Annotated in this window: 17 protein-coding genes; 8 read left to right on the top strand and 9 right to left on the bottom strand. The window is 63.3% G+C overall.

Annotated elements, in window-relative coordinates; all coding sequences use genetic code 11:
- Positions 1-110: 110 nt before the first annotated feature.
- On the bottom strand, positions 111-674 hold the full coding sequence (locus ACPWR9_RS18660) for a cob(I)yrinic acid a,c-diamide adenosyltransferase (RefSeq protein ID WP_426331007.1): 564 nt from the start codon (positions 672-674) through the stop codon (positions 111-113).
- A 336-nt stretch (positions 675-1,010) separates the two neighbouring features.
- Here ACPWR9_RS18660 and ACPWR9_RS18655 point away from each other — a divergent pair, with 336 nt between their 5' ends.
- The 4 genes from ACPWR9_RS18655 to glcE are packed head-to-tail and all read left to right on the top strand — an operon-like array spanning position 1,011 to position 5,916.
- Positions 1,011-2,432: an FAD-binding oxidoreductase gene (locus tag ACPWR9_RS18655; protein ID WP_426331009.1), complete on the top strand. Its 1,422-nt coding sequence runs from the start codon at positions 1,011-1,013 to the stop codon at positions 2,430-2,432.
- A gap of 7 nt (positions 2,433-2,439) precedes the next feature.
- A complete protein-coding gene (locus tag ACPWR9_RS18650; RefSeq protein ID WP_426331011.1) occupies positions 2,440-3,963 on the top strand; it encodes an FAD-linked oxidase C-terminal domain-containing protein in 1,524 nt (507 codons plus the stop codon).
- Between the two features lies 1 nt (position 3,964).
- Complete coding sequence (locus tag ACPWR9_RS18645; protein WP_426331013.1) at positions 3,965-4,834, top strand: ion transporter; 870 nt, start codon at positions 3,965-3,967, stop codon at positions 4,832-4,834.
- Positions 4,834-5,916: a glycolate oxidase subunit GlcE gene (gene glcE, locus ACPWR9_RS18640; protein WP_426331015.1), complete on the top strand. Its 1,083-nt coding sequence runs from the start codon at positions 4,834-4,836 to the stop codon at positions 5,914-5,916. The genes ACPWR9_RS18645 and glcE overlap by 1 nt, the downstream gene beginning before the upstream one ends.
- Before the next feature lie 11 nt (positions 5,917-5,927).
- Here the strand turns inward: glcE and ACPWR9_RS18635 are convergent, their stop codons facing one another.
- Complete coding sequence (locus ACPWR9_RS18635; protein ID WP_426331115.1) at positions 5,928-7,424, bottom strand: PLP-dependent aminotransferase family protein; 1,497 nt, start codon at positions 7,422-7,424, stop codon at positions 5,928-5,930.
- A gap of 248 nt (positions 7,425-7,672) precedes the next feature.
- Here ACPWR9_RS18635 and ACPWR9_RS18630 point away from each other — a divergent pair, with 248 nt between their 5' ends.
- A complete protein-coding gene (locus ACPWR9_RS18630; protein WP_426331017.1) occupies positions 7,673-8,110 on the top strand; it encodes a hypothetical protein in 438 nt (145 codons plus the stop codon).
- A 35-nt stretch (positions 8,111-8,145) separates the two neighbouring features.
- Here ACPWR9_RS18630 and ACPWR9_RS18625 read toward each other — a convergent pair whose 3' ends face one another.
- Positions 8,146-8,652: a glutathione peroxidase gene (locus tag ACPWR9_RS18625; RefSeq protein ID WP_426331019.1), complete on the bottom strand. Its 507-nt coding sequence runs from the start codon at positions 8,650-8,652 to the stop codon at positions 8,146-8,148.
- A 205-nt stretch (positions 8,653-8,857) separates the two neighbouring features.
- Here ACPWR9_RS18625 and ACPWR9_RS18620 point away from each other — a divergent pair, with 205 nt between their 5' ends.
- The 3 genes from ACPWR9_RS18620 to ACPWR9_RS18610 all read left to right on the top strand — a co-directional run bounded on the left by ACPWR9_RS18620 (position 8,858) and on the right by ACPWR9_RS18610 (position 11,679).
- A complete protein-coding gene (locus tag ACPWR9_RS18620) occupies positions 8,858-9,571 on the top strand; it encodes a YggS family pyridoxal phosphate-dependent enzyme (RefSeq protein ID WP_426331020.1) in 714 nt (237 codons plus the stop codon).
- A 122-nt stretch (positions 9,572-9,693) separates the two neighbouring features.
- The gene (proC, locus tag ACPWR9_RS18615) at positions 9,694-10,506 is read left to right on the top strand and encodes a pyrroline-5-carboxylate reductase (protein WP_426331021.1); all 813 of its coding nucleotides are present in this window, start codon (positions 9,694-9,696) and stop codon (positions 10,504-10,506) included.
- Positions 10,507-10,734: 228 nt separating this feature from the next.
- Complete coding sequence (locus ACPWR9_RS18610) at positions 10,735-11,679, top strand: N-acetylmuramoyl-L-alanine amidase (protein WP_426331023.1); 945 nt, start codon at positions 10,735-10,737, stop codon at positions 11,677-11,679.
- 13 nt (positions 11,680-11,692) lie between these two features.
- On the opposite strand, the gene ubiA is transcribed toward ACPWR9_RS18610, so the two are convergent.
- The 6 genes from ubiA to ACPWR9_RS18580 form a co-directional block, all read right to left on the bottom strand.
- Positions 11,693-12,565, bottom strand: coding sequence for a 4-hydroxybenzoate octaprenyltransferase (ubiA, locus tag ACPWR9_RS18605; protein ID WP_426331024.1), 873 nt, complete (start codon positions 12,563-12,565; stop codon positions 11,693-11,695).
- Between the two features lie 88 nt (positions 12,566-12,653).
- Positions 12,654-14,048, bottom strand: a complete 1,395-nt coding sequence (locus ACPWR9_RS18600) for a 4Fe-4S binding protein (RefSeq protein ID WP_426331025.1) — start codon at positions 14,046-14,048, stop codon at positions 12,654-12,656.
- A gap of 145 nt (positions 14,049-14,193) precedes the next feature.
- Complete coding sequence (locus tag ACPWR9_RS18595) at positions 14,194-15,030, bottom strand: FTR1 family iron permease (protein ID WP_426331026.1); 837 nt, start codon at positions 15,028-15,030, stop codon at positions 14,194-14,196.
- Positions 15,031-15,141: 111 nt separating this feature from the next.
- A complete protein-coding gene (locus tag ACPWR9_RS18590; RefSeq protein WP_150681112.1) occupies positions 15,142-15,465 on the bottom strand; it encodes a cupredoxin domain-containing protein in 324 nt (107 codons plus the stop codon).
- Between the two features lie 102 nt (positions 15,466-15,567).
- Complete coding sequence (locus ACPWR9_RS18585; RefSeq protein ID WP_426331027.1) at positions 15,568-16,179, bottom strand: iron transporter; 612 nt, start codon at positions 16,177-16,179, stop codon at positions 15,568-15,570.
- Positions 16,180-16,469: 290 nt separating this feature from the next.
- Complete coding sequence (locus ACPWR9_RS18580) at positions 16,470-16,931, bottom strand: Lrp/AsnC family transcriptional regulator (RefSeq protein WP_426331028.1); 462 nt, start codon at positions 16,929-16,931, stop codon at positions 16,470-16,472.
- Positions 16,932-17,198: the final 267 nt, after the last annotated feature.

Genomic DNA, 17,198 nt, shown 5'->3' with positions numbered 1-17,198 from the left:
TGACAGCAAAGCAAAACCCGGTCGATGCGACGAAGCACGACCGGGTTTTCTTTTACGCGGGCGGTGCACGGGGTGCTTCCGCGCCGGCAAATACCCCTTCAAGCGCGGCCTCAGGCTTCGCTTGTGCCTTCACGCTCGCGCTGCCAAAGCACGTCGCTGCCGCCACCGGCACGGTTGAGCACGCGGGCTAGCACGAACATCAGATCCGACAGGCGGTTGATGTACTGACGCGGCGCCGGACCGACCGTCTCCTCGGCACCCAGGGCGACCATCGCGCGCTCGGCGCGACGCGCCACGGTACGCACCACGTGGGCGAGCGCCGCCGCACGCGTACCTCCGGGCAGAATGAATTCTTTGAGTGGCGGCAGGGCCTCGTTGTACTGGACCAGCCAGCCATCGAGCCGGACCACATGGGCATCGCCTAGCAACGTGTGACGCGGCGTACTGAGTTCGCCGCCGAGATCGAACAGATCGTGCTGAATAGCGGCCAGCACGTCACGCACATCCGCGGGCAGGTCTTCACACAGCAACACCCCGATATGCGAATTGGTCTCGTCGACCTCGCCAATGGCGACGATGCGCAGGCTGTGTTTGTCGACGTGGGCCCCGTTGCCCAGACCGGTTCTGCCGCCATCGCCCGTTCGCGTGACGATCTTGCTCAAACGATTCCCCATCTTGCGATACCTGCTCCTTGCGGCATGCCATGCCCGCCGGCTGTCAAGCTCCGGCGGCGATACGACTTACCTTCTTGTGATAGAAAAACGCCATCCGCCACACGCTGCCTATTTTTCGGGCAATTCCGATGGCGCGTGCCGGCGACAAGTTCGTATGATATGACGCAAAGGGTGGGGAAAAACGCCATCACAGCGTAAAATCCCCGCTCATGAGGTGTCAGGGCATTCGCCGTCTTCGAGAGGCGGGCTCAAGACCCCACCCAATATGGAGCAAGCCCCCGGGAGCACACCAGCGCTGTCCCGCGTTGGCCGCCCGGAGACCCGAAGGAGAAAGCCGTGAATCACCCCCACCTGCCGTTTGCCGCCAAGCGTCCGTTTCCCGACGCCCTGCTCACCGAATTGCAAGCCCTGCTGGGCGAGCGCGTGAGCACCAAGGAGGCGCTACGCGAACATCACGGCCGTGACGAGTCTCCTTTCGACCCGATGCTGCCCGACGCCGTCGCCTTCGCGCACAGCACCGACGAAGTCGCGCAAATCGTGAAGCTCTGCGGCAAGTACAACGTCCCGCTCATTCCCTACGGCGCCGGCTCGTCCCTCGAAGGTCACTTGCTGGCCGTGGAAGGCGGCCTGTCGCTCGATCTGTCCGAGATGAACAAAGTCGTCTCGATCAACGCAGAAGACCTGACGGTCACCGTCGAGCCGGGTATCTCGCGCAAGGCACTGAACGAAGCGCTGCGCGACACGGGCCTGTTCTTCCCGATCGATCCGGGTGCCGACGCCAGCATTGGCGGCATGTGCGCGACGCGTGCCTCGGGCACCAACGCCGTACGCTACGGCACGATGCGCGAGAACGTCCTCGCGCTCACCGTGGTACTGGCCGACGGCCGCGTGATCCATACCGGTACCCGCGCGCGCAAGTCTTCCGCTGGCTACGACCTCACGCGCCTGTTCGTCGGCAGCGAAGGCACGCTGGGCATCATCACCGAAGCCACGGTGCGCCTGTATCCGCAACCGGAAGCCGTCTCGGCCGCCATCTGCTCGTTCCCGAGCATGACCGACGCGGTGAACTGCACGATCCAAACGATTCAGTTGGGCGTGCCGGTCGCACGCGTCGAGTTCGTCGACGCGCTGGCCGTGCGGGCAATCAACAAGCATTCGAAACTGGAACTGCCCGAGACGCAGACGCTGTTCTTCGAATTCCACGGCAGCGAAGCCGGGGTGAAGGAGCAAGCCGAGACCGTGCAGGCGCTGGCCGACGAGAACGGCGGTACGGGCTTCGAATGGGCCACCCGCACCGAAGATCGCAACCGTCTGTGGGGTGCGCGTCACAGCGCGTACTTCGCCATGCTGCAACTCAAGCCGGGTTGCCGCGCGGTAACGACCGACGTGTGCGTGCCGATCTCGCGTCTGGCCGAATGCGTGGGCGAAACCGAGGTCGACCTGCGCGCCTCCAGCCTGCCCTGCCCGATCGTGGGACACGTCGGCGACGGCAACTTCCACGTGGCGATTCTGATCGACCCGGCCAAGCCCGAAGAGATCGAGGAGGCCGAGCGCCTGAATCAACGCATTGTCGAGCGCGCCATCCGCATGGGCGGCACGTGCACCGGCGAACACGGTGTGGGCCTGCACAAGATGGGGTTCCTCGTCACCGAGCATGGCGAAGATGCTATCGACGTGATGCGCTCGATCAAGACATCGCTCGATCCGCATAACCTGCTCAATCCGGGCAAGATTTTCCGGTTGCGCTCGGCGGGCTGAGCACCGCATGAACGCTCCCGCGATGTCGCAAAGCCCGCACGACGCTGACCTGCCCGACCGGCAGACGCCGCTCGAGGAACGTCAGCGTCAGTTGCTCGAAGCACTCGGGCAGATTCTGCCCGCGCATTGCATCTTGCATCGCCGCGAGGACACCACGCCCTACGAGTGCGACGGCCTCGCCGCGTACCGCCGCGTGCCGCTTGCCGTGGCGCTGCCCGAGTCGGAATCGCAGGTCCAGCGCATTTTGCAGGCCTGTCATCAACTCGGCGTGCCGGTTGTGCCGCGCGGCGCGGGCACCAGCCTCTCAGGCGGCGCGATGCCCATCACCGATGGACTCGTGCTCTCGCTGGCGAAGTTCAAGAAGATTGTCGAGATCGATCCGTACGCGCGCACTGCCACCGTGCAACCGGGCGTGCGCAACTTGGCCATCTCGGACGCGGCGGCGACTTACGGGCTTTACTACGCGCCCGATCCGTCCTCGCAAATCGCTTGCACCATCGGCGGCAACGTCGCGGAAAACTCCGGTGGCGTGCACTGCCTGAAGTACGGCCTTACCGTGCACAACGTGCTGCGCGTGCGCGCCATCACGATGTCGGGCGAAGCCATCGAATTCGGCTCGCTCGGCCCCGATTCGCCCGGTCTGGATCTGCTCTCGGTCTTTATCGGCAGCGAGGGGATGTTCGGCGTGGTGACGGAAATTACGGTCAAGCTTGTGCCGAAGGCGCAAACGGCGCAGGTCATTATGGCGAGCTTCGACGACGTGGAAACCGGCGGTAACGCCGTGGCCGCGATCATCGCCGCCGGCATTATCCCGGCCGGGTTGGAGATGATGGACAAGCCCGCCACGCAGGCCGTCGAAGAGTTCGTGCACGCGGGCTACGATCTCGACGCTGCCGCCATCTTGCTGTGCGAGTCGGACGGCACTCCGGAAGAAGTGGCCGAAGAGATCATGCGCATCTCGCATGTGCTACGCACCTCTGGTGCCACGCGCTTGCAGATTTCGCGCAGCGAGGAAGAGCGCCTGCGATTCTGGTCGGGCCGCAAGAACGCGTTTCCCGCCGCCGGGCGTATCTCGCCCGACTATTACTGCATGGACGGCACCATCCCCCGGCGCGCCATTGGGACTTTACTCAAACGCATCGAGCGGTTGGAACAACAATACGGATTGCGCTGTATTAACGTCTTTCACGCGGGAGACGGCAATATGCATCCGCTCATTCTTTTCAACGGCAACGACCTCGACGAGTGGCATCGCGCCGAAGCCTTCGGTTGCGACATTCTCGAAGCGTGCGTCGAACTTGGCGGCACGATCACGGGCGAGCACGGCGTCGGCATCGAGAAAATCAACTCGATGTGCGTGCAGTTCTCGGCAGAAGAGCGCGACGCTTTCTTCGGTGTGAAGCGCGCCTTCGACCCGGTCGGGCTGCTCAATCCGGACAAGGGCATTCCCACGCGTGCGCGCTGTGCCGAATACGGCAAGCTGCACGTGCGCGGCGGCCTGCTACCTCACCCCGACCTGCCGAGGTTCTGACATGCGAGCGCTGTCGGAATGGCTGCCGCACGATTGGCGGCAGCGGCTCTACATCATCATCTTCGAGGCCGATACCCGCGAGGGCCGGCTGTTCGACATCGCGTTGCTCATCGCGATCGTCACGTCGGTTTTCGTGGTCGTCATCTCAAGCGTGCCCGTGGTGCAAAACACCCTGCCGCTGCCGATGGCCATTCTCGAATGGTTCTTCACGCTGCTGTTCACGGCCGAGTACATCGCGCGGTTGTTATGCGCGCACCGGCCGCTGCGCTATGCCCTCTCGTTCTACGGCATCATCGATCTGCTCTCGATCCTGCCGACGTATCTCGCCATTCTCGTGCCCGAACTGCACGGTCTGATCGACGTGCGACTGCTACGCCTGATGCGCGCGTTCCGAATTCTCAAGCTCACGGCCTATGTGGACGAGGCCGGTGTCTTGAGCCTCGCGCTCTATAACGCGCGCCGCAAAATCTTCGTGTTTCTCGGTTTCGTGTCGATCATCGTGGTGATCTTCGGCACGCTCATGCACATCATCGAAGGGCCGGAGCACGGCTTCACCAGCATTCCCGTGGGCATCTACTGGGCCATCGTCACACTGACGACGACGGGCTACGGCGACGTGGTGCCCGTGACCGGACTGGGCAAAGCGATCACCGGCTTCGTGATGTTGCTCGGTTACAGCGTGATTGCCATCCCCACCGGGATCATGGGTGCCGAGATTCATTCGGCGATGCGCAAGCGCCCGATCACCACACGCACGTGCAAGCAATGCCTGACCGAAGGGCACGACGCCGATGCGAGCTTCTGCAAACATTGCGGCAGCGAGCTCGATCCCTATCAAACCGACACGCCACCGCCGCCAGAACCGAGCTGATGACCGACACGAACGACACTCTCGATCAATTCCGCGCCGTCATCGAACACGCCACCGCCCGGCGCCAGCCGCTGCAACTGCGCGGCGGCGGCACCAAAGCCTGGTACGGGCAACAACGCGTAGGCGAAGTGCTCGACACGCGCGCCTATAGCGGCATCGTGGCTTACGACCCCGCCGAGCTGGTGATCGTTGCGCGCTGCGGCACGCCGCTCGCGGACATCGAAGCGGCGCTCGCCGAGCGCAATCAGTTGCTCCCGTTCGAGCCGCCCTACTTCGGGCCGGGTGCCACCATCGGAGGTGCGGTCGCTGCCGGGTTGTCGGGGCCGCGTCGCGCGGCGGTCGGTGCCGTGCGCGACTTCGTCCTCGGTGCCAAGTTGATGGACGGGCGCGGCCACGTGCTGAACTTCGGCGGACAGGTCATGAAGAACGTGGCTGGCTTCGACGTCTCGCGCATGCTGGCGGGGTCGCTCGGTACGTTGGGCCTGATTCTCGAAGTCTCGATCAAGGTGTTGCCGCAGCCGTTCGCCGAACTGACGCTGCAATTCGAGATGAATGCCGTCGATGCCGTGCGCAAGCTCAATGAGTGGGGCGGACAGCCGTTGCCTATCACCGGCAGTGCGTGGCGCAACGACTTGCTCGTGATTCGTCTGGCGGGTGCATCGGCGGCGATTAAAGCCGCGCGTGTGAAGATGGGCGGCGAGTTGGTCGATGCGATTCATGCCGCCAAGTTCTGGCATGCGATTCGTGAGCAGACGGATAACTTCTTTGCCGACGCTGGTCCCGGTCAAGCACTGTGGCGTCTCGCGGTGCCGTCGACGGCCGAGCCGCATCGACTGCCGGGCAAGCAACTCATCGAATGGGGCGGTGCGCAGCGCTGGTGGATTACCGATGCCGATGCGCAGATCGTGCGGTCCGCCGCGCGTCAGGATGGCGGGCACGCCACGCTGTTCCGCTATGGCGAACCGGGCGTGAGTGTCTTCACGCCGCTGCCATCACCGGTGATGCGCATCCATCGAAATTTGAAATCGGTCTTCGACCCCGCCGGGATCTTCAACCCGGGACGGATGTACCCGGAGCTCTGAGCACGTCGAAGTCACCCGTTCGCGTCCACCAGACGGGTCACTTCCGTGGCGAGCGTGCGCACGGCGCGATCGATGTCTCGCGTGAACGGATGCCCGGTGTTCATGCGCAGGAAGTGGTCATAACGCGTCGAGTTGGAGAACAGGCTCCCCGGCGCGACGCGAATGCCTTTCGCCAGTGCCGCGTCGAACAGCTTCTCTGAACTCACGCCGCCCGGCATCTCCACCCATAAGCTCAACCCGCCCGTCGGCAGCGTAAGCCGGGTGCCCGCTGGGAAATATGTAGCAATCGCTTCGGCCATCGCCGCCCGCTGTTCGCGCAAATGCGCGCGCAAGCGCCGCAGATGGCGGTCGAACTTCGGCGAGTCCATGAATTCACCCATCGCGATCTGTGCCAGCGCCTCATTCGGGCGCGTCTGCGCGTACTTCAGCATCTCGATACGCCACTGCCATTTGCCGCCCGCGATCCAACCCAAACGCATCCCCGGCGCGAGCGTCTTGTGCAGCGACGCGCAGTGAATCACGTTGCCGGTGGTATCCCAGCCGCGAATCGCCGCAGGGGTCGCGTCGTCGTCGCCCAGCGCCGAATAGGTGTCGTCTTCGATGATGGCGATGCCACGCGACTCGCCCCACTTCACCAAACGTGCCTTGTGTTCATCGGGCATGACGGAACCCATCGGGTTCTGGAAATGCGGCACGACAATCACCGCCTTGATGTTGTCGTAGGTCTCGCAGGCAAGCTCCAACGCTTCGAGCGAAATGCCGGTTTGCGGACTCGTCGGAATTTCGAGGGCACGAATGCCCATGCTCTCCAGCGTTTGCAGCAACGCGTAGTACGTCGGCGACTCGACGGCCACGACATCGCCCGCACTGGCCACGGCACGTAAGGCAAGGTTGATCGCCTCGATGCAGCCGTGCGTGACGACGATCTCTTCCGGCGCGATGTTCATGCGCGCCTCAAGGGCACGCCGTGCGATGGCCGCGCGAAAACGTGCTTCGCCGCCCCCCGGCGGCGGTGTGCCGTAAAGCAGCGGGTTATCGCGCAACGCCCGCAGCGTGGACTGGCGCAATTCAGCGACGGGATAGAGCGTCGGTGCCCCATGTGCCACGGCAAAGTTGATTTGCACGTTCGCTTGAAGCCCACGCGCGAGGATCGACGACACGCGTTGATTGATACCGACGTATTGCGCGAGATCAGGCACCCACGGACGCGGTTCGTCCAACGGTGCAATGCTCGCGCGTGCCGGGGTTCGCACGAAATACCCCGAACGTGGACGCGCTTCGAGCACGCCTTGCGCCTCGAGATGGCGGCAGGTCTGCAACGCCGTCGACAGACTCACTTGGTGTCGGTCCATCAACGTGCGCACGCTGGGCATACGATCGCCGGGGGCCAGTGTGCCCGCCTCGATGGCTTGACGATAGTGATCGGCGAGTTGCCGATACAGCGGCAGCGTTTGCGCGGGGGCAGGCGTGGTGGCAATCGATGACGATGACGGCGACGACGGCGTCATACCCGCGCGCTGGACGGACTTAACCGTTGTCTCAGGCGCATTCGGGTCAAGGGCAGTAATGGCGGCTTCCATGGAGCGATCATCGGGCATCGGCGGCAACCATAACAGATACAGATTTGCTGATTTGGCATCGTAACAGATGCGCGAAAGCCCTTCTGTTACCGGCGAAACCGCCAGTCTGTGTGCCTACCGGCGACGATCTCCGGCCGATACGCTGTACTCACTCGTACAACGCACCGGAGTCAGCCATGGCAAAGCGCCCTCACCCCCTCTTCTCCCCCGATCTCGCGCTCCCGCGAGGCGCGCGGCACGTGCCGGATGTCCGGGATTCGCGCGAGGCCGGGGCACTCGCTCGCCCCGCATCGACGGACGATCTCGCTGCATTGCCCGAGCAGCTGACGCTGGCGAAGGCGCAAGCGTTCCACACCTACGTGCACCGCGGCACGGTATTCCATGTGAAGCGGGGAAATGTTTGGCTCACGCCCGCCGCGCGCTGGCTCGCGGCAACGGTCTGGGCCACGCCGGTGCACCTGCCTGCGGGGCACGCCTACGTTGCGGAAGACACGGGCTGGCTTGTGTTGAGCACGGACAGCGGAGCAGAACTGTTCTGCCATGCCGTCGAAGCGCCGCCCGCGCGCTGGTACGCCTTGGCGTGGCAGGCGCTTAGGGAGCGCTTGGGGGCGTAGTTAGCGTCTGCACGGCGCATCGACAGCGCCCAGACTTAGGCGGGCAACAATCGCTCGATATCCGCGCGGATCGCCTCAGGCTTGGCCGTTGGCGCGTAGCGCGCCACGACGTGACCGCTCGCGTCGACCAGAAACTTCGTGAAGTTCCATTTAATGGCCTTCGTCCCCAGCACGCCGCGCTTCTCGTCGGTCAAATACTGATACAACGGGGCGGCGTCGGGGCCCTTGACGTCCACTTTGGCGAACATCGGAAACGTCACGTGAAAGCGCAAGTCGCAAAAGCTGCGAATCGCCTGCGCATCGCCAGGCTCCTGCTTGCCGAACTGGTTGCACGGAAACGCCAGCACCTCGAAGCTACGCGGCGCCAGTTGCGCATACAACGTCTGCAAGCCCTCGTACTGCGGCGTGAAGCCACATTCGCTCGCCGTGTTCACGATGAGCAAGACCTTGCCGCGATACTGCGACAGGCTCACCGTCTCGCCCGCTAGCGTTTGCACGGAAAAATCGTAGACCTGCTTTGCCTGTGGTGAACTCGCGCTCATCGTTGGCTCCCTCTGAATTGTCGGCACGCGCAGTCTGCCATATTCACCGGTAGCACCTCGTTTTTTCCGGGGTAGCACCTCCCTTTTCGCACGGCTATAATCGTTGGCCTACCCCGCCACCTGCGGGGGACACTGACGCAAGCGATGCGCCAGCCCTTTCGTTTCACTACGCTTCACGACGCTTCCCGACGCCAGAACCCGCCTCATGTCGACCATCGCTTCACACCTCGACGCCGTCCTCTCCCGGATCGCCCAAGCTACCGCCAGCGCCGCACGCCCGGCAGGCAGCGTGCAACTGCTCGCCGTATCGAAGACCTTCGGCCCGCACGCCGTGCGTGAAGCCATTGCCGCCGGTCAGCGCGCATTCGGTGAGAACTACGTGCAGGAAGCGCTCGACAAGATTGCGGCGCTTGCGGGTGACACAGTCGACGGTGCGCCGCTCGAATGGCATTTCATCGGGCCGCTGCAAAGCAACAAGACACGCCCGGTCGCGGAACACTTCGCCTGGGTCCACTCGGTCGACCGGCTCAAGATCGCCGAGCGCCTGAGCGCACAACGTCCTGCGGGCATGGCGCCGCTTCAGGTTTGCCTGCAAGTGAACATCAGCGGCGAAGCCACCAAGAGCGGTGTGCTCCCCGCCGAGGTGCCCGAGACCGCCCGCGCCATCGCGGCGCTGCCCAACCTGACGTTGCGCGGCCTGATGGCGATTCCCGAGCCCGAAGACGACCCGGTACGCCAACGCGCGCCGCTGCGCGCGATGCGCGAGCTGTTCGATGCCTTGCGTGCCAAGGGAATGGCGCTCGATACGCTCTCGATGGGCATGTCCGGCGATCTCGAGGCAGCCATCGCCGAGGGTGCGACAATGGTGCGCATCGGCACTGCGATTTTCGGGGCCCGCGACTACGGGTCTCACGCCTGAGGCGCCTATTGGCGGCCCCCGGAATTAGGGGGAACAGGCCCTAGGATGACGGACGAGACGCAAACTCGCCACGGCATGACACGGTAACGACGCAAACGACTCACGCAACGCAAAGGATGGTTATGAGAATTGCATTCATCGGCGGCGGCAATATGGCCAACGCCCTGATCGGCGGATTGGTGGGACGCGGCACGGCACCGCGCGACATTCTCGCGATCGACGTCAACGAATCGACCCGCGAGGGCCTCGTCAAGCAATACGGTATCGACACGGCCAGCGCGCCCAACGACCGCCTGCGCGACTACGACACGCTCGTGCTCGCGGTCAAACCGCAAGTGCTCAAGGACGTCGCCCAAGCCCTGCAACCGCACCTGAACTCGCAACTGGTCATCAGCATTGCCGCCGGTATTCGCGCGTCGGATCTGGCGCGCTGGCTCGGCGGTCACAACCAGATCGTGCGCTGCATGCCGAACACGCCTGCCCTCATCGGCATGGGAATTACCGGGCTGGCCGCGCTGTCTGGCGTGGACTCGGACCAGCGCAAGCGCGCCGAGACCGTGCTGGGCGCCGCCGGTCAGATCGTCTGGGTGGAAAAGGAAAGCCAGCTCGACGCCGTGACGGCGATCTCGGGCAGCGGCCCGGCCTACGTGTTCTATTTCATCGAAGCCCTTGAGCAAGCCGCGCAAGAACTCGGTTTCTCGCCGGAACAGGGCCGTCAATTGGCCATCGCCACGTTCACCGGCGCTTCGCAACTGGCCGCGCAGTCGAGCGAGCCGGCCAGCGTGCTGCGCGAGCGCGTCACATCCAAGGGCGGCACCACGTTCGCCGCACTCAGCTCGTTCGATCGCGATGCCATCAAGGCCGCCATCGTGCGCGGTGTGCACGCCGCGAATACGCGAGCCAAGGAATTGGGCGACGAACTCGGCGATGCCTGATGTGACGGTGCCGGTCGACATCGTCTGAAACTGACGACATCACCGACTAGCCACGATTGGCAAAACCGCATGCGCAACGGCGCGAGTGATTCACGAATCACCGCGCCGTTTTTCATTTCGGCAGACCTCTGTCACGACATTTCATGAGGTCACGATCGTTTTTTGAAAGGTCGCGCCTGCATCGGAACGTTAGCTTCTGCATACGACAACTCTACGCAGATAGCGACCATGCCCGGCACAACACCCGCGCTGCCACACAGCTCCCTGAAGTCACATCGCCGCCACTTTCTTGCTAGCGCTTCGGCGTGGTCGGTCGCCGCGCTCGTGGTACCGATCAGCGGTTGCGCGACCTTGCTTGCGCCTAACGAACCGCGCGCATCGTACAAGCTCGACACGCTCATCGCGTCGCCCAATCAAGGCTCTCGTGTCAGTACGTTGGTCCTGCATTACACGGCCCTCCCGCTCGGTGCGTCGATTGCGATACTGACCGATCCGCGTCGCGCGGTCAGCGCGCACTACGTCGTGCCGGACGCACCAGACAACGATGGAAAATTCGGCGTTTTCGCGCTGGTACCGGAGTCGCAGCTGGCGCGACACGCGGGGGTGAGCTATTGGCAGGGAGTGCGCATGCTGAATGGCACATCGATCGGCATCGAGATCGTCAACGGCGGCTTTCCCGCGAAAGACAATCGCGTGCCGCTCATGACCCGCGACTGGGAAGCCTTCGGCGACGACCAAATTGCCGTGGTCGGTGAACTCGCACGCGACATCGTGTCGCGCCATGACATCGCCCCCCACCGGGTGGTGGCGCATGCCGACGTGGCCCCGGGGCGCAAGCTGGATCCGGGACCGCTATTTCCGTGGCGAAAGCTGTATGAGACTTACGGAGTCGGCGCGTGGCCCGATGCAGACGTCGTGGAGTATCACCGTATCGCGCAACCGTTTGACGGCGATATCGGCGATCTGCAGGCAAAACTGCTGGCGTACGGCTACGACACGCCACAAAACGGTGAACTGGACGCGCGCACCGTCGATGTCGTGTCCGCGTTCCAGATGCACTTTCGTCCTGCGCGGTACGACGGCGTACCTGACGCCGAGACCGTCGCCATTCTCGATGCGCTGTTGGAGAAGTATTTCAACCGGCCTCGTCAGCCACAAAGCGGGCCGGTGTGACCCGGCCGCCCGATTAGCCGTGTGCCGTCAGCAGGTAGTGCCCGGCAATGCCCGCGAAGACCGCAGCGCCGAGCCAATTGTTGTGACGGAATGCCGCAAAGCACGGCATGCGCTCGCGTTTGCGAATCAGGAAGTAGTGATAGATGGCGAAACTCACCGCGACCGCCATGCCGAGCCAGAACGGCCAGCCAAAACCAAGATAAGCACCCACGCCCATCTGAATGCCCAGCGCGCCTGCGTAGCAGAGCATGATGGCTGCCACATCGAAGCGACCGAACGTGATCGCCGAGGTCTTGATGCCGATCTTCAGATCGTCGTCGCGATCGACCATCGCGTACTCGGTGTCGTACGCCACCGACCAGAACACGTTCGAGAGCAGCAGAACCCAGGCAAGCATCGGCACCTGATCCTGCACGGCGGCAAACGCCATCGGAATGCCGAAGCCGAACGCCACGCCCAGATACGCCTGCGGAATCGCCAAAAAGCGCTTGGTGAACGGATACGTGCCCGCCACGAACAGCGCCGGAATCGACAGCCATTTGGTGAGCGCGTTGAGCGGCAGAATCAGCAGAAAACTCGCCAGCGCCAGTGTCGCCGCGACGGCCACGGCCTCCCAGGCACGAATGCGGCCCGAGGTGATCGGGCGCTCTTTGGTGCGCTTCACGAACTTGTCGAAGTCGCGGTCGGCGTAATCGTTGATCGCGCAGCCCGCCGAGCGCATCAGGAACGTGCCCAGCGTGAAGATCAGCAGGAGCAGCGGGTCGGGATGCCCGTTCGAGGCGATCCACAATGCGGCGAGCGTCGGCCACAGCAGCAGCACGGTGCCGATCGGCTTGTCCAGACGAACGAGGCGGAAATACAGCGGAAGGCGTTGAGCGAGCAACATGGGCGGCACACAGAAAGACATGTGGCGACATTGTAGGGCACGCGCCGGATGCCCGCCAATTCAGCCTAGCGGATGGCGGGACAGCGGCTTACCAGATCCAGAACATCAACAGCCAGAGCCAGTTGACCAGTGCCAGCGCGGCAACAATACCGGCCATGCCCGCCAGACGACGTCCCAGCGTGGCAGCATGACGCCCTGTCACACGCCAGCCCAGCCACAGGCTCCACAGCGTGGTGACGGCCAGAATGGTCGCACGCACGTCGTTCGCCCAGTACACCGGCAGGTGTTCCGCACGCAGCAGGCTGATCGTGGTGGCCGACAGGCCGATAAACACGCCCGCGCCCGCAATCGGAATCAGCGCCTGCACAAGGTGGTTAAAGCGCGACGTCTGCCACTTCCCCATCGCCCGGTTGGCGAGCGCGAAGATGACGGTGAACGCCAGCCCCAGCAGCAACCCGTTGCCCAGAATGTAGGCGACCACCAGACTTCCGTCGAGCCACGTGAACACGTCGCTCTGATCGGGGTAATTGGTGAAGACGAACCACGGCGCATTCGTCTCGAACGGCCACATGATGTTGCGGTCGATGAGCCACGAGGCAATCGCCGTCTTCACGGTGACGAACCACGGGTTCACGGTCCAGTGGAACGCGCCGATGGCCACGCCGAGCAGGCCGTACATCAGGAGCACGCTGTCCCACACGCTGTTGTTTTCGGTGGCGCCGAACTTCACGATTTCTTCGCTCGGCGAGCGGCCGGCCAGCTCGATGGCGTCGCGGTGTCCGGCGCAACGGCCGCACATATGGCATTGCGCACCGCCCTTCATATTGCGCAGCGGCACGAGCGGCGCGCAATTGACCGGAATGATCTTGTGACCGTTGGTGTGATACGACTTACGCCAGGCGTCTTCGTTGACCTTGAAATGGAACGGTGCGAGACGCGCCAGTAGCGAGAACACGCCGTTGACCGGGCACAGATACTTGCACCACACGCGCTTGTCGCGCCCGTAGAAGTAACCGATCACCATCGCGCCGATGGTCGAGCCGCCCAGCACCAACAGCACGGCCTTCGGATACTGATAGACGCTGACCATCTGCCCGTAGAGCGTCGTGCCGGCGAAGGCCACGAAGGGCCAGCCGCCCCAGCGCATCCAGCGCGGAATGGCGCGGCCACGGCCGTGGCGGCTTGCGAATTCGGAGAGTGTGCCTTCGGGGCAGAGCACCCCGCACCAGACCCGGCCCATCAAGACCATGCTGATGAGCACGAACGGCCACCAGATGCCCCAGAACGTGAACTGGGCAAAGACGGTGAGGTTATTGAGGATGTGCGCCGTCTCGTCGGGCAGCGGCATCATGACTGGCACGCAGATGAGGAACGCATAAACCAGCACAATGGCCCACTGCACGCCACGGATCAGTTTGCCGTGGCGTTGCATCCAAAGGCCCGCGCGGGCCAACAGGTTCGGGACAGGTATGGCGATGCTCATGCTCAACTCGTGCTTCGGGGATTACTTCACCGGCCCGACGGACTCTCTATACGGCGTGGTCCGTTCAGGCCGTTCAAGCCAGACAGGTCACTTGACCCATCTGGCGGATGGCGCCGTGGCGTCGCTTAGGTGCGCTTACGTGCGCTTAGGCGGCCTTAACCTGCTTAGCCGGGGCACCTGCGCGCTTCAACAGCGCCCAGATGAACAGCCAGTACAGCGCATACACCAACAGATTCATGCCGGACGGGTGCGCGCGGTAGCCGGTCAGCGTGGCGACCAGACTGCCGAACGGGCTGGCGTCGTCCAGAATCGCGGAAGTATCCCACAGTTGGTCGACCAGCGTCGGCACGAACTCCAGCGAAATCAACCGGTCGAGACCCGACTCCAGCAACCCTGCAGCAAGGAACAACAGCATGATTTCGGTGACGCGGAAGAACAGACGCCACGAGAAAATCTTGCCGCCCAGTTGCAGCAGCCAGAACGTCAGCAGCGCCAGTGCGAAGCCGATCACCACGGCCAGCCACATGTTCAGCGGCACACTGCCTTGCTGACCGAAGCCGATGCCGTACAAGAAGATCGCCGTCTCACTGCCTTCACGGGCAATGGCCAGCGCGACCAACACCAGCACGCCCCACCAAGTGCCCTGATCGTGATTCTTCTTTAGCGACGACTCCATGTCTCGCTTGAGCGTGCGGCCGTGCCGCTTCATCCAGAACACCATTTGCACGATCAGCACGCAGGCGATCAGCACCATGGCGGTCTGGAAGTAATCTTGCGCGTCGCCCGAGAGGACTTCGGTGAACCCGACCAGCGCGGCGCCCAGTGCCACGGCGGCAGCAATACCGATTGCCACACCGGCCCACAAATAGGGCAGACCGCGCTTCGCGCCGTGCTCGGGGTTGGCCAGCCAGGCATGCAGAATGCCTACGACCAGCAGTGCCTCGACGCTTTCGCGCCAGACGATGAACATGACCTGACCCATCGTGCAATTCCTTTAGTGATGCGTGTTGATGCTTGTTACTGCCAATTGGTACTTACGGGTACTGACGCCGCGCGCAAGCGCGGCTTCGCACAAAACGCCTTCCGCGCAGACTTACTTGGCGACGATCACGCCTTGCGCCTGCTGATGGAAGTCGTCGAAAAACTTGTACTCGCCCGGTTGCAACGGGGCGATCACGACAAACGACTGCGCGCCCGGTGCGAGCACCTTTTCCTTGCGCAGTTGCAGGCTTTCGAACTCGACCGCGTTCGTGCCCGTGTTATGCACTTCGATCTTGATACGCTTGCCGGCCGGCACTTCGATGCGCGCGGGGTTGAGCTTGCCGTTGTTCATTTCCAGCTTGAACGTGGGCAGGTCGTCCGCGTGCGCAAGCGACGTGGCGCCGAGTGCGAACAACGTGGCCAGCACGGCCGTCATGGTGGCCAGCAGGCGCGCGATGCGCTGAATCATCCTTCTTGCTCCAAATGAAAACAGCGTCGGCCCGCCAACTGGCCAACGCTGCATCAAGATAGTCAGGGCTTAGTAGCCGCCCTTCTTGCCAATACCGCTGAACGTGAATTCGACGGTCTTGGTGATCGGCTTGAACCACGGGCCCACGCCGGTTTCCTTGTCGACGTGACGGCCGAAGCACCACGGGCCCATGCCACCGTGCGCTGCGTGCGCGCCCGAAGCGGCCATCGCACCGCCGCTCATCTTGCAGCCGAATTGTTCCAGCGTGCCCGGCGCATTGACCACCATCGTCAGCGTGTACTTGCCCACGCCGTCGAGCTTGACGTTGTCACCGTAGTGCGGGCCATCGCTCGCCACCATCGGCATCATCAAGCCTTCGATCACCTTCGTGCTACCGGCCTTTTGCAACTTGTACGTGATTTCCAGACCCGGAATCCAGTCGCCTTCGGCGTAACCGTTCGGGTTCTTGGCAACAGCGTGAATATCGGCTTCGAGGTGGATATCCGACTTCTTGGCATCGTTCATCATGCCAGCCGGTTCCATCGTGATCGGTTGCAGATAAACCGTGTTGATTTCCATGCCAGCCGTGACCAACGGCTTGCCAATCGGAAACTCGGCGGCTTGCGCCAGGGTCGCCGCACCGGCGAGCAGCACCGCTGCCACGAGGGATTTCACGCGCATACGAACTCCAGAAGGTAAGAAGTTAATGCAAATTATTCTCAATAAGTTTAGCACTATCGCCACCACCCGACAAACCCGAAGTCGACGCTATATGGGGAGTTGGGGGGATTGAGAAGGCGATGGGGCCGCATTCTGCCCCATTTTTTGCACAAGACTTAGGGAACCCGTGGTTTCCGTTTACGGAAAATTACCAAACCGCTTGCGAACGCCCGCCGGAAACACGTAAAGGCCGCCGGCCGACACCATAGCGGCCCATTCTTAGTGCCGAATTAGCCCGAATTAGCGTCGCATCAGGGCAACACGCCGCCCCGGTCGATCTTGCGGGCCAGCACCACCGACGTGGTGGTACGTGTCACGCCATCGATCTCGCCAATGGTGTCGAGCAACGCGTCGAGCTGATCGGGCGATGCGGCATGCAGCCACGCCACGTAGTCGAATTCCCCGCTCACGGTGCACAGCAGATGGATCTCGGGCATTTTGTCGAGCCGGCGTTGGACGTCGCGTCCCGAGCGCGGCTGCACGCTGATACCTACGCACGCCTGCAAACCACCGCCCACGGCATCTTGCCCCAGGCGCACGGTGTAGCCCGCGATCACGCCCGCGCGCTCGAGCCGCCCGATGCGGGCGAGCACCGTCGTGCGGGCCACGCCGAGCCGGCGGGCCAGATTGGCCGCACTCTCGCGGGCGTTCACGCGCAACAGCGCGAGCAGGTTCCGGTCGAGTTCGTCGAGCGGCGTAGCAGACAGGGTCATGACGGACTCGGCAAGGGCTGGCGCCTAAGCAGGGCGCGTGAGCGATAAAGCGCGATTATATGAGGTCGTCACGCTAAGCGGTCGGCACACAACTTCTCCGTCGCGAAGCCCGTCGACATACGTCAGCCCGCCTAGACCAAGAGATACGATGACATGGCGAGCAAGTGGCCGCCATCAACCGGTCGTTGAGGCGGCCTCACTGGCTCGCGGCACCCCTGCCACACCGCATCCCACGGCACTTAACCCTAGTCCTATCAAGGCCATAGC

Source organism: Pandoraea pneumonica (genome assembly GCF_049918595.1).
Classification (GTDB): Bacteria; Pseudomonadota; Gammaproteobacteria; order Burkholderiales; family Burkholderiaceae; genus Pandoraea; species Pandoraea pneumonica_A.
Note: the sequence above shows the minus strand (reverse complement) of the source record. Positions and strands in the feature narration are given on the sequence as shown.

What these genes read in the sequence shown, in the direction of transcription:
- ACPWR9_RS18660 (WP_426331007.1), bottom strand. Translation starts at nt 674, where the DNA reads ATGGGGAATCGTTTGAGCAAGATCGTCACGCGAACGGGCGATGGCGGC.
- ACPWR9_RS18650 (WP_426331011.1), top strand. Translation starts at nt 2,440, where the DNA reads ATGAACGCTCCCGCGATGTCGCAAAGCCCGCACGACGCTGACCTGCCC.
- ACPWR9_RS18645 (WP_426331013.1), top strand. Translation starts at nt 3,965, where the DNA reads ATGCGAGCGCTGTCGGAATGGCTGCCGCACGATTGGCGGCAGCGGCTC.
- glcE (WP_426331015.1), top strand. Translation starts at nt 4,834, where the DNA reads ATGACCGACACGAACGACACTCTCGATCAATTCCGCGCCGTCATCGAA.
- ACPWR9_RS18635 (WP_426331115.1), bottom strand. Translation starts at nt 7,424, where the DNA reads ATGACGCCGTCGTCGCCGTCATCGTCATCGATTGCCACCACGCCTGCC.
- ACPWR9_RS18630 (WP_426331017.1), top strand. Translation starts at nt 7,673, where the DNA reads ATGGCAAAGCGCCCTCACCCCCTCTTCTCCCCCGATCTCGCGCTCCCG.
- ACPWR9_RS18625 (WP_426331019.1), bottom strand. Translation starts at nt 8,652, where the DNA reads ATGAGCGCGAGTTCACCACAGGCAAAGCAGGTCTACGATTTTTCCGTG.
- ACPWR9_RS18620 (WP_426331020.1), top strand. Translation starts at nt 8,858, where the DNA reads ATGTCGACCATCGCTTCACACCTCGACGCCGTCCTCTCCCGGATCGCC.
- proC (WP_426331021.1), top strand. Translation starts at nt 9,694, where the DNA reads ATGAGAATTGCATTCATCGGCGGCGGCAATATGGCCAACGCCCTGATC.
- ACPWR9_RS18610 (WP_426331023.1), top strand. Translation starts at nt 10,735, where the DNA reads ATGCCCGGCACAACACCCGCGCTGCCACACAGCTCCCTGAAGTCACAT.
- ubiA (WP_426331024.1), bottom strand. Translation starts at nt 12,565, where the DNA reads ATGTTGCTCGCTCAACGCCTTCCGCTGTATTTCCGCCTCGTTCGTCTG.
- ACPWR9_RS18600 (WP_426331025.1), bottom strand. Translation starts at nt 14,048, where the DNA reads ATGAGCATCGCCATACCTGTCCCGAACCTGTTGGCCCGCGCGGGCCTT.
- ACPWR9_RS18595 (WP_426331026.1), bottom strand. Translation starts at nt 15,030, where the DNA reads ATGGGTCAGGTCATGTTCATCGTCTGGCGCGAAAGCGTCGAGGCACTG.
- ACPWR9_RS18590 (WP_150681112.1), bottom strand. Translation starts at nt 15,465, where the DNA reads ATGACGGCCGTGCTGGCCACGTTGTTCGCACTCGGCGCCACGTCGCTT.
- ACPWR9_RS18585 (WP_426331027.1), bottom strand. Translation starts at nt 16,179, where the DNA reads ATGCGCGTGAAATCCCTCGTGGCAGCGGTGCTGCTCGCCGGTGCGGCG.
- ACPWR9_RS18580 (WP_426331028.1), bottom strand. Translation starts at nt 16,931, where the DNA reads ATGACCCTGTCTGCTACGCCGCTCGACGAACTCGACCGGAACCTGCTC.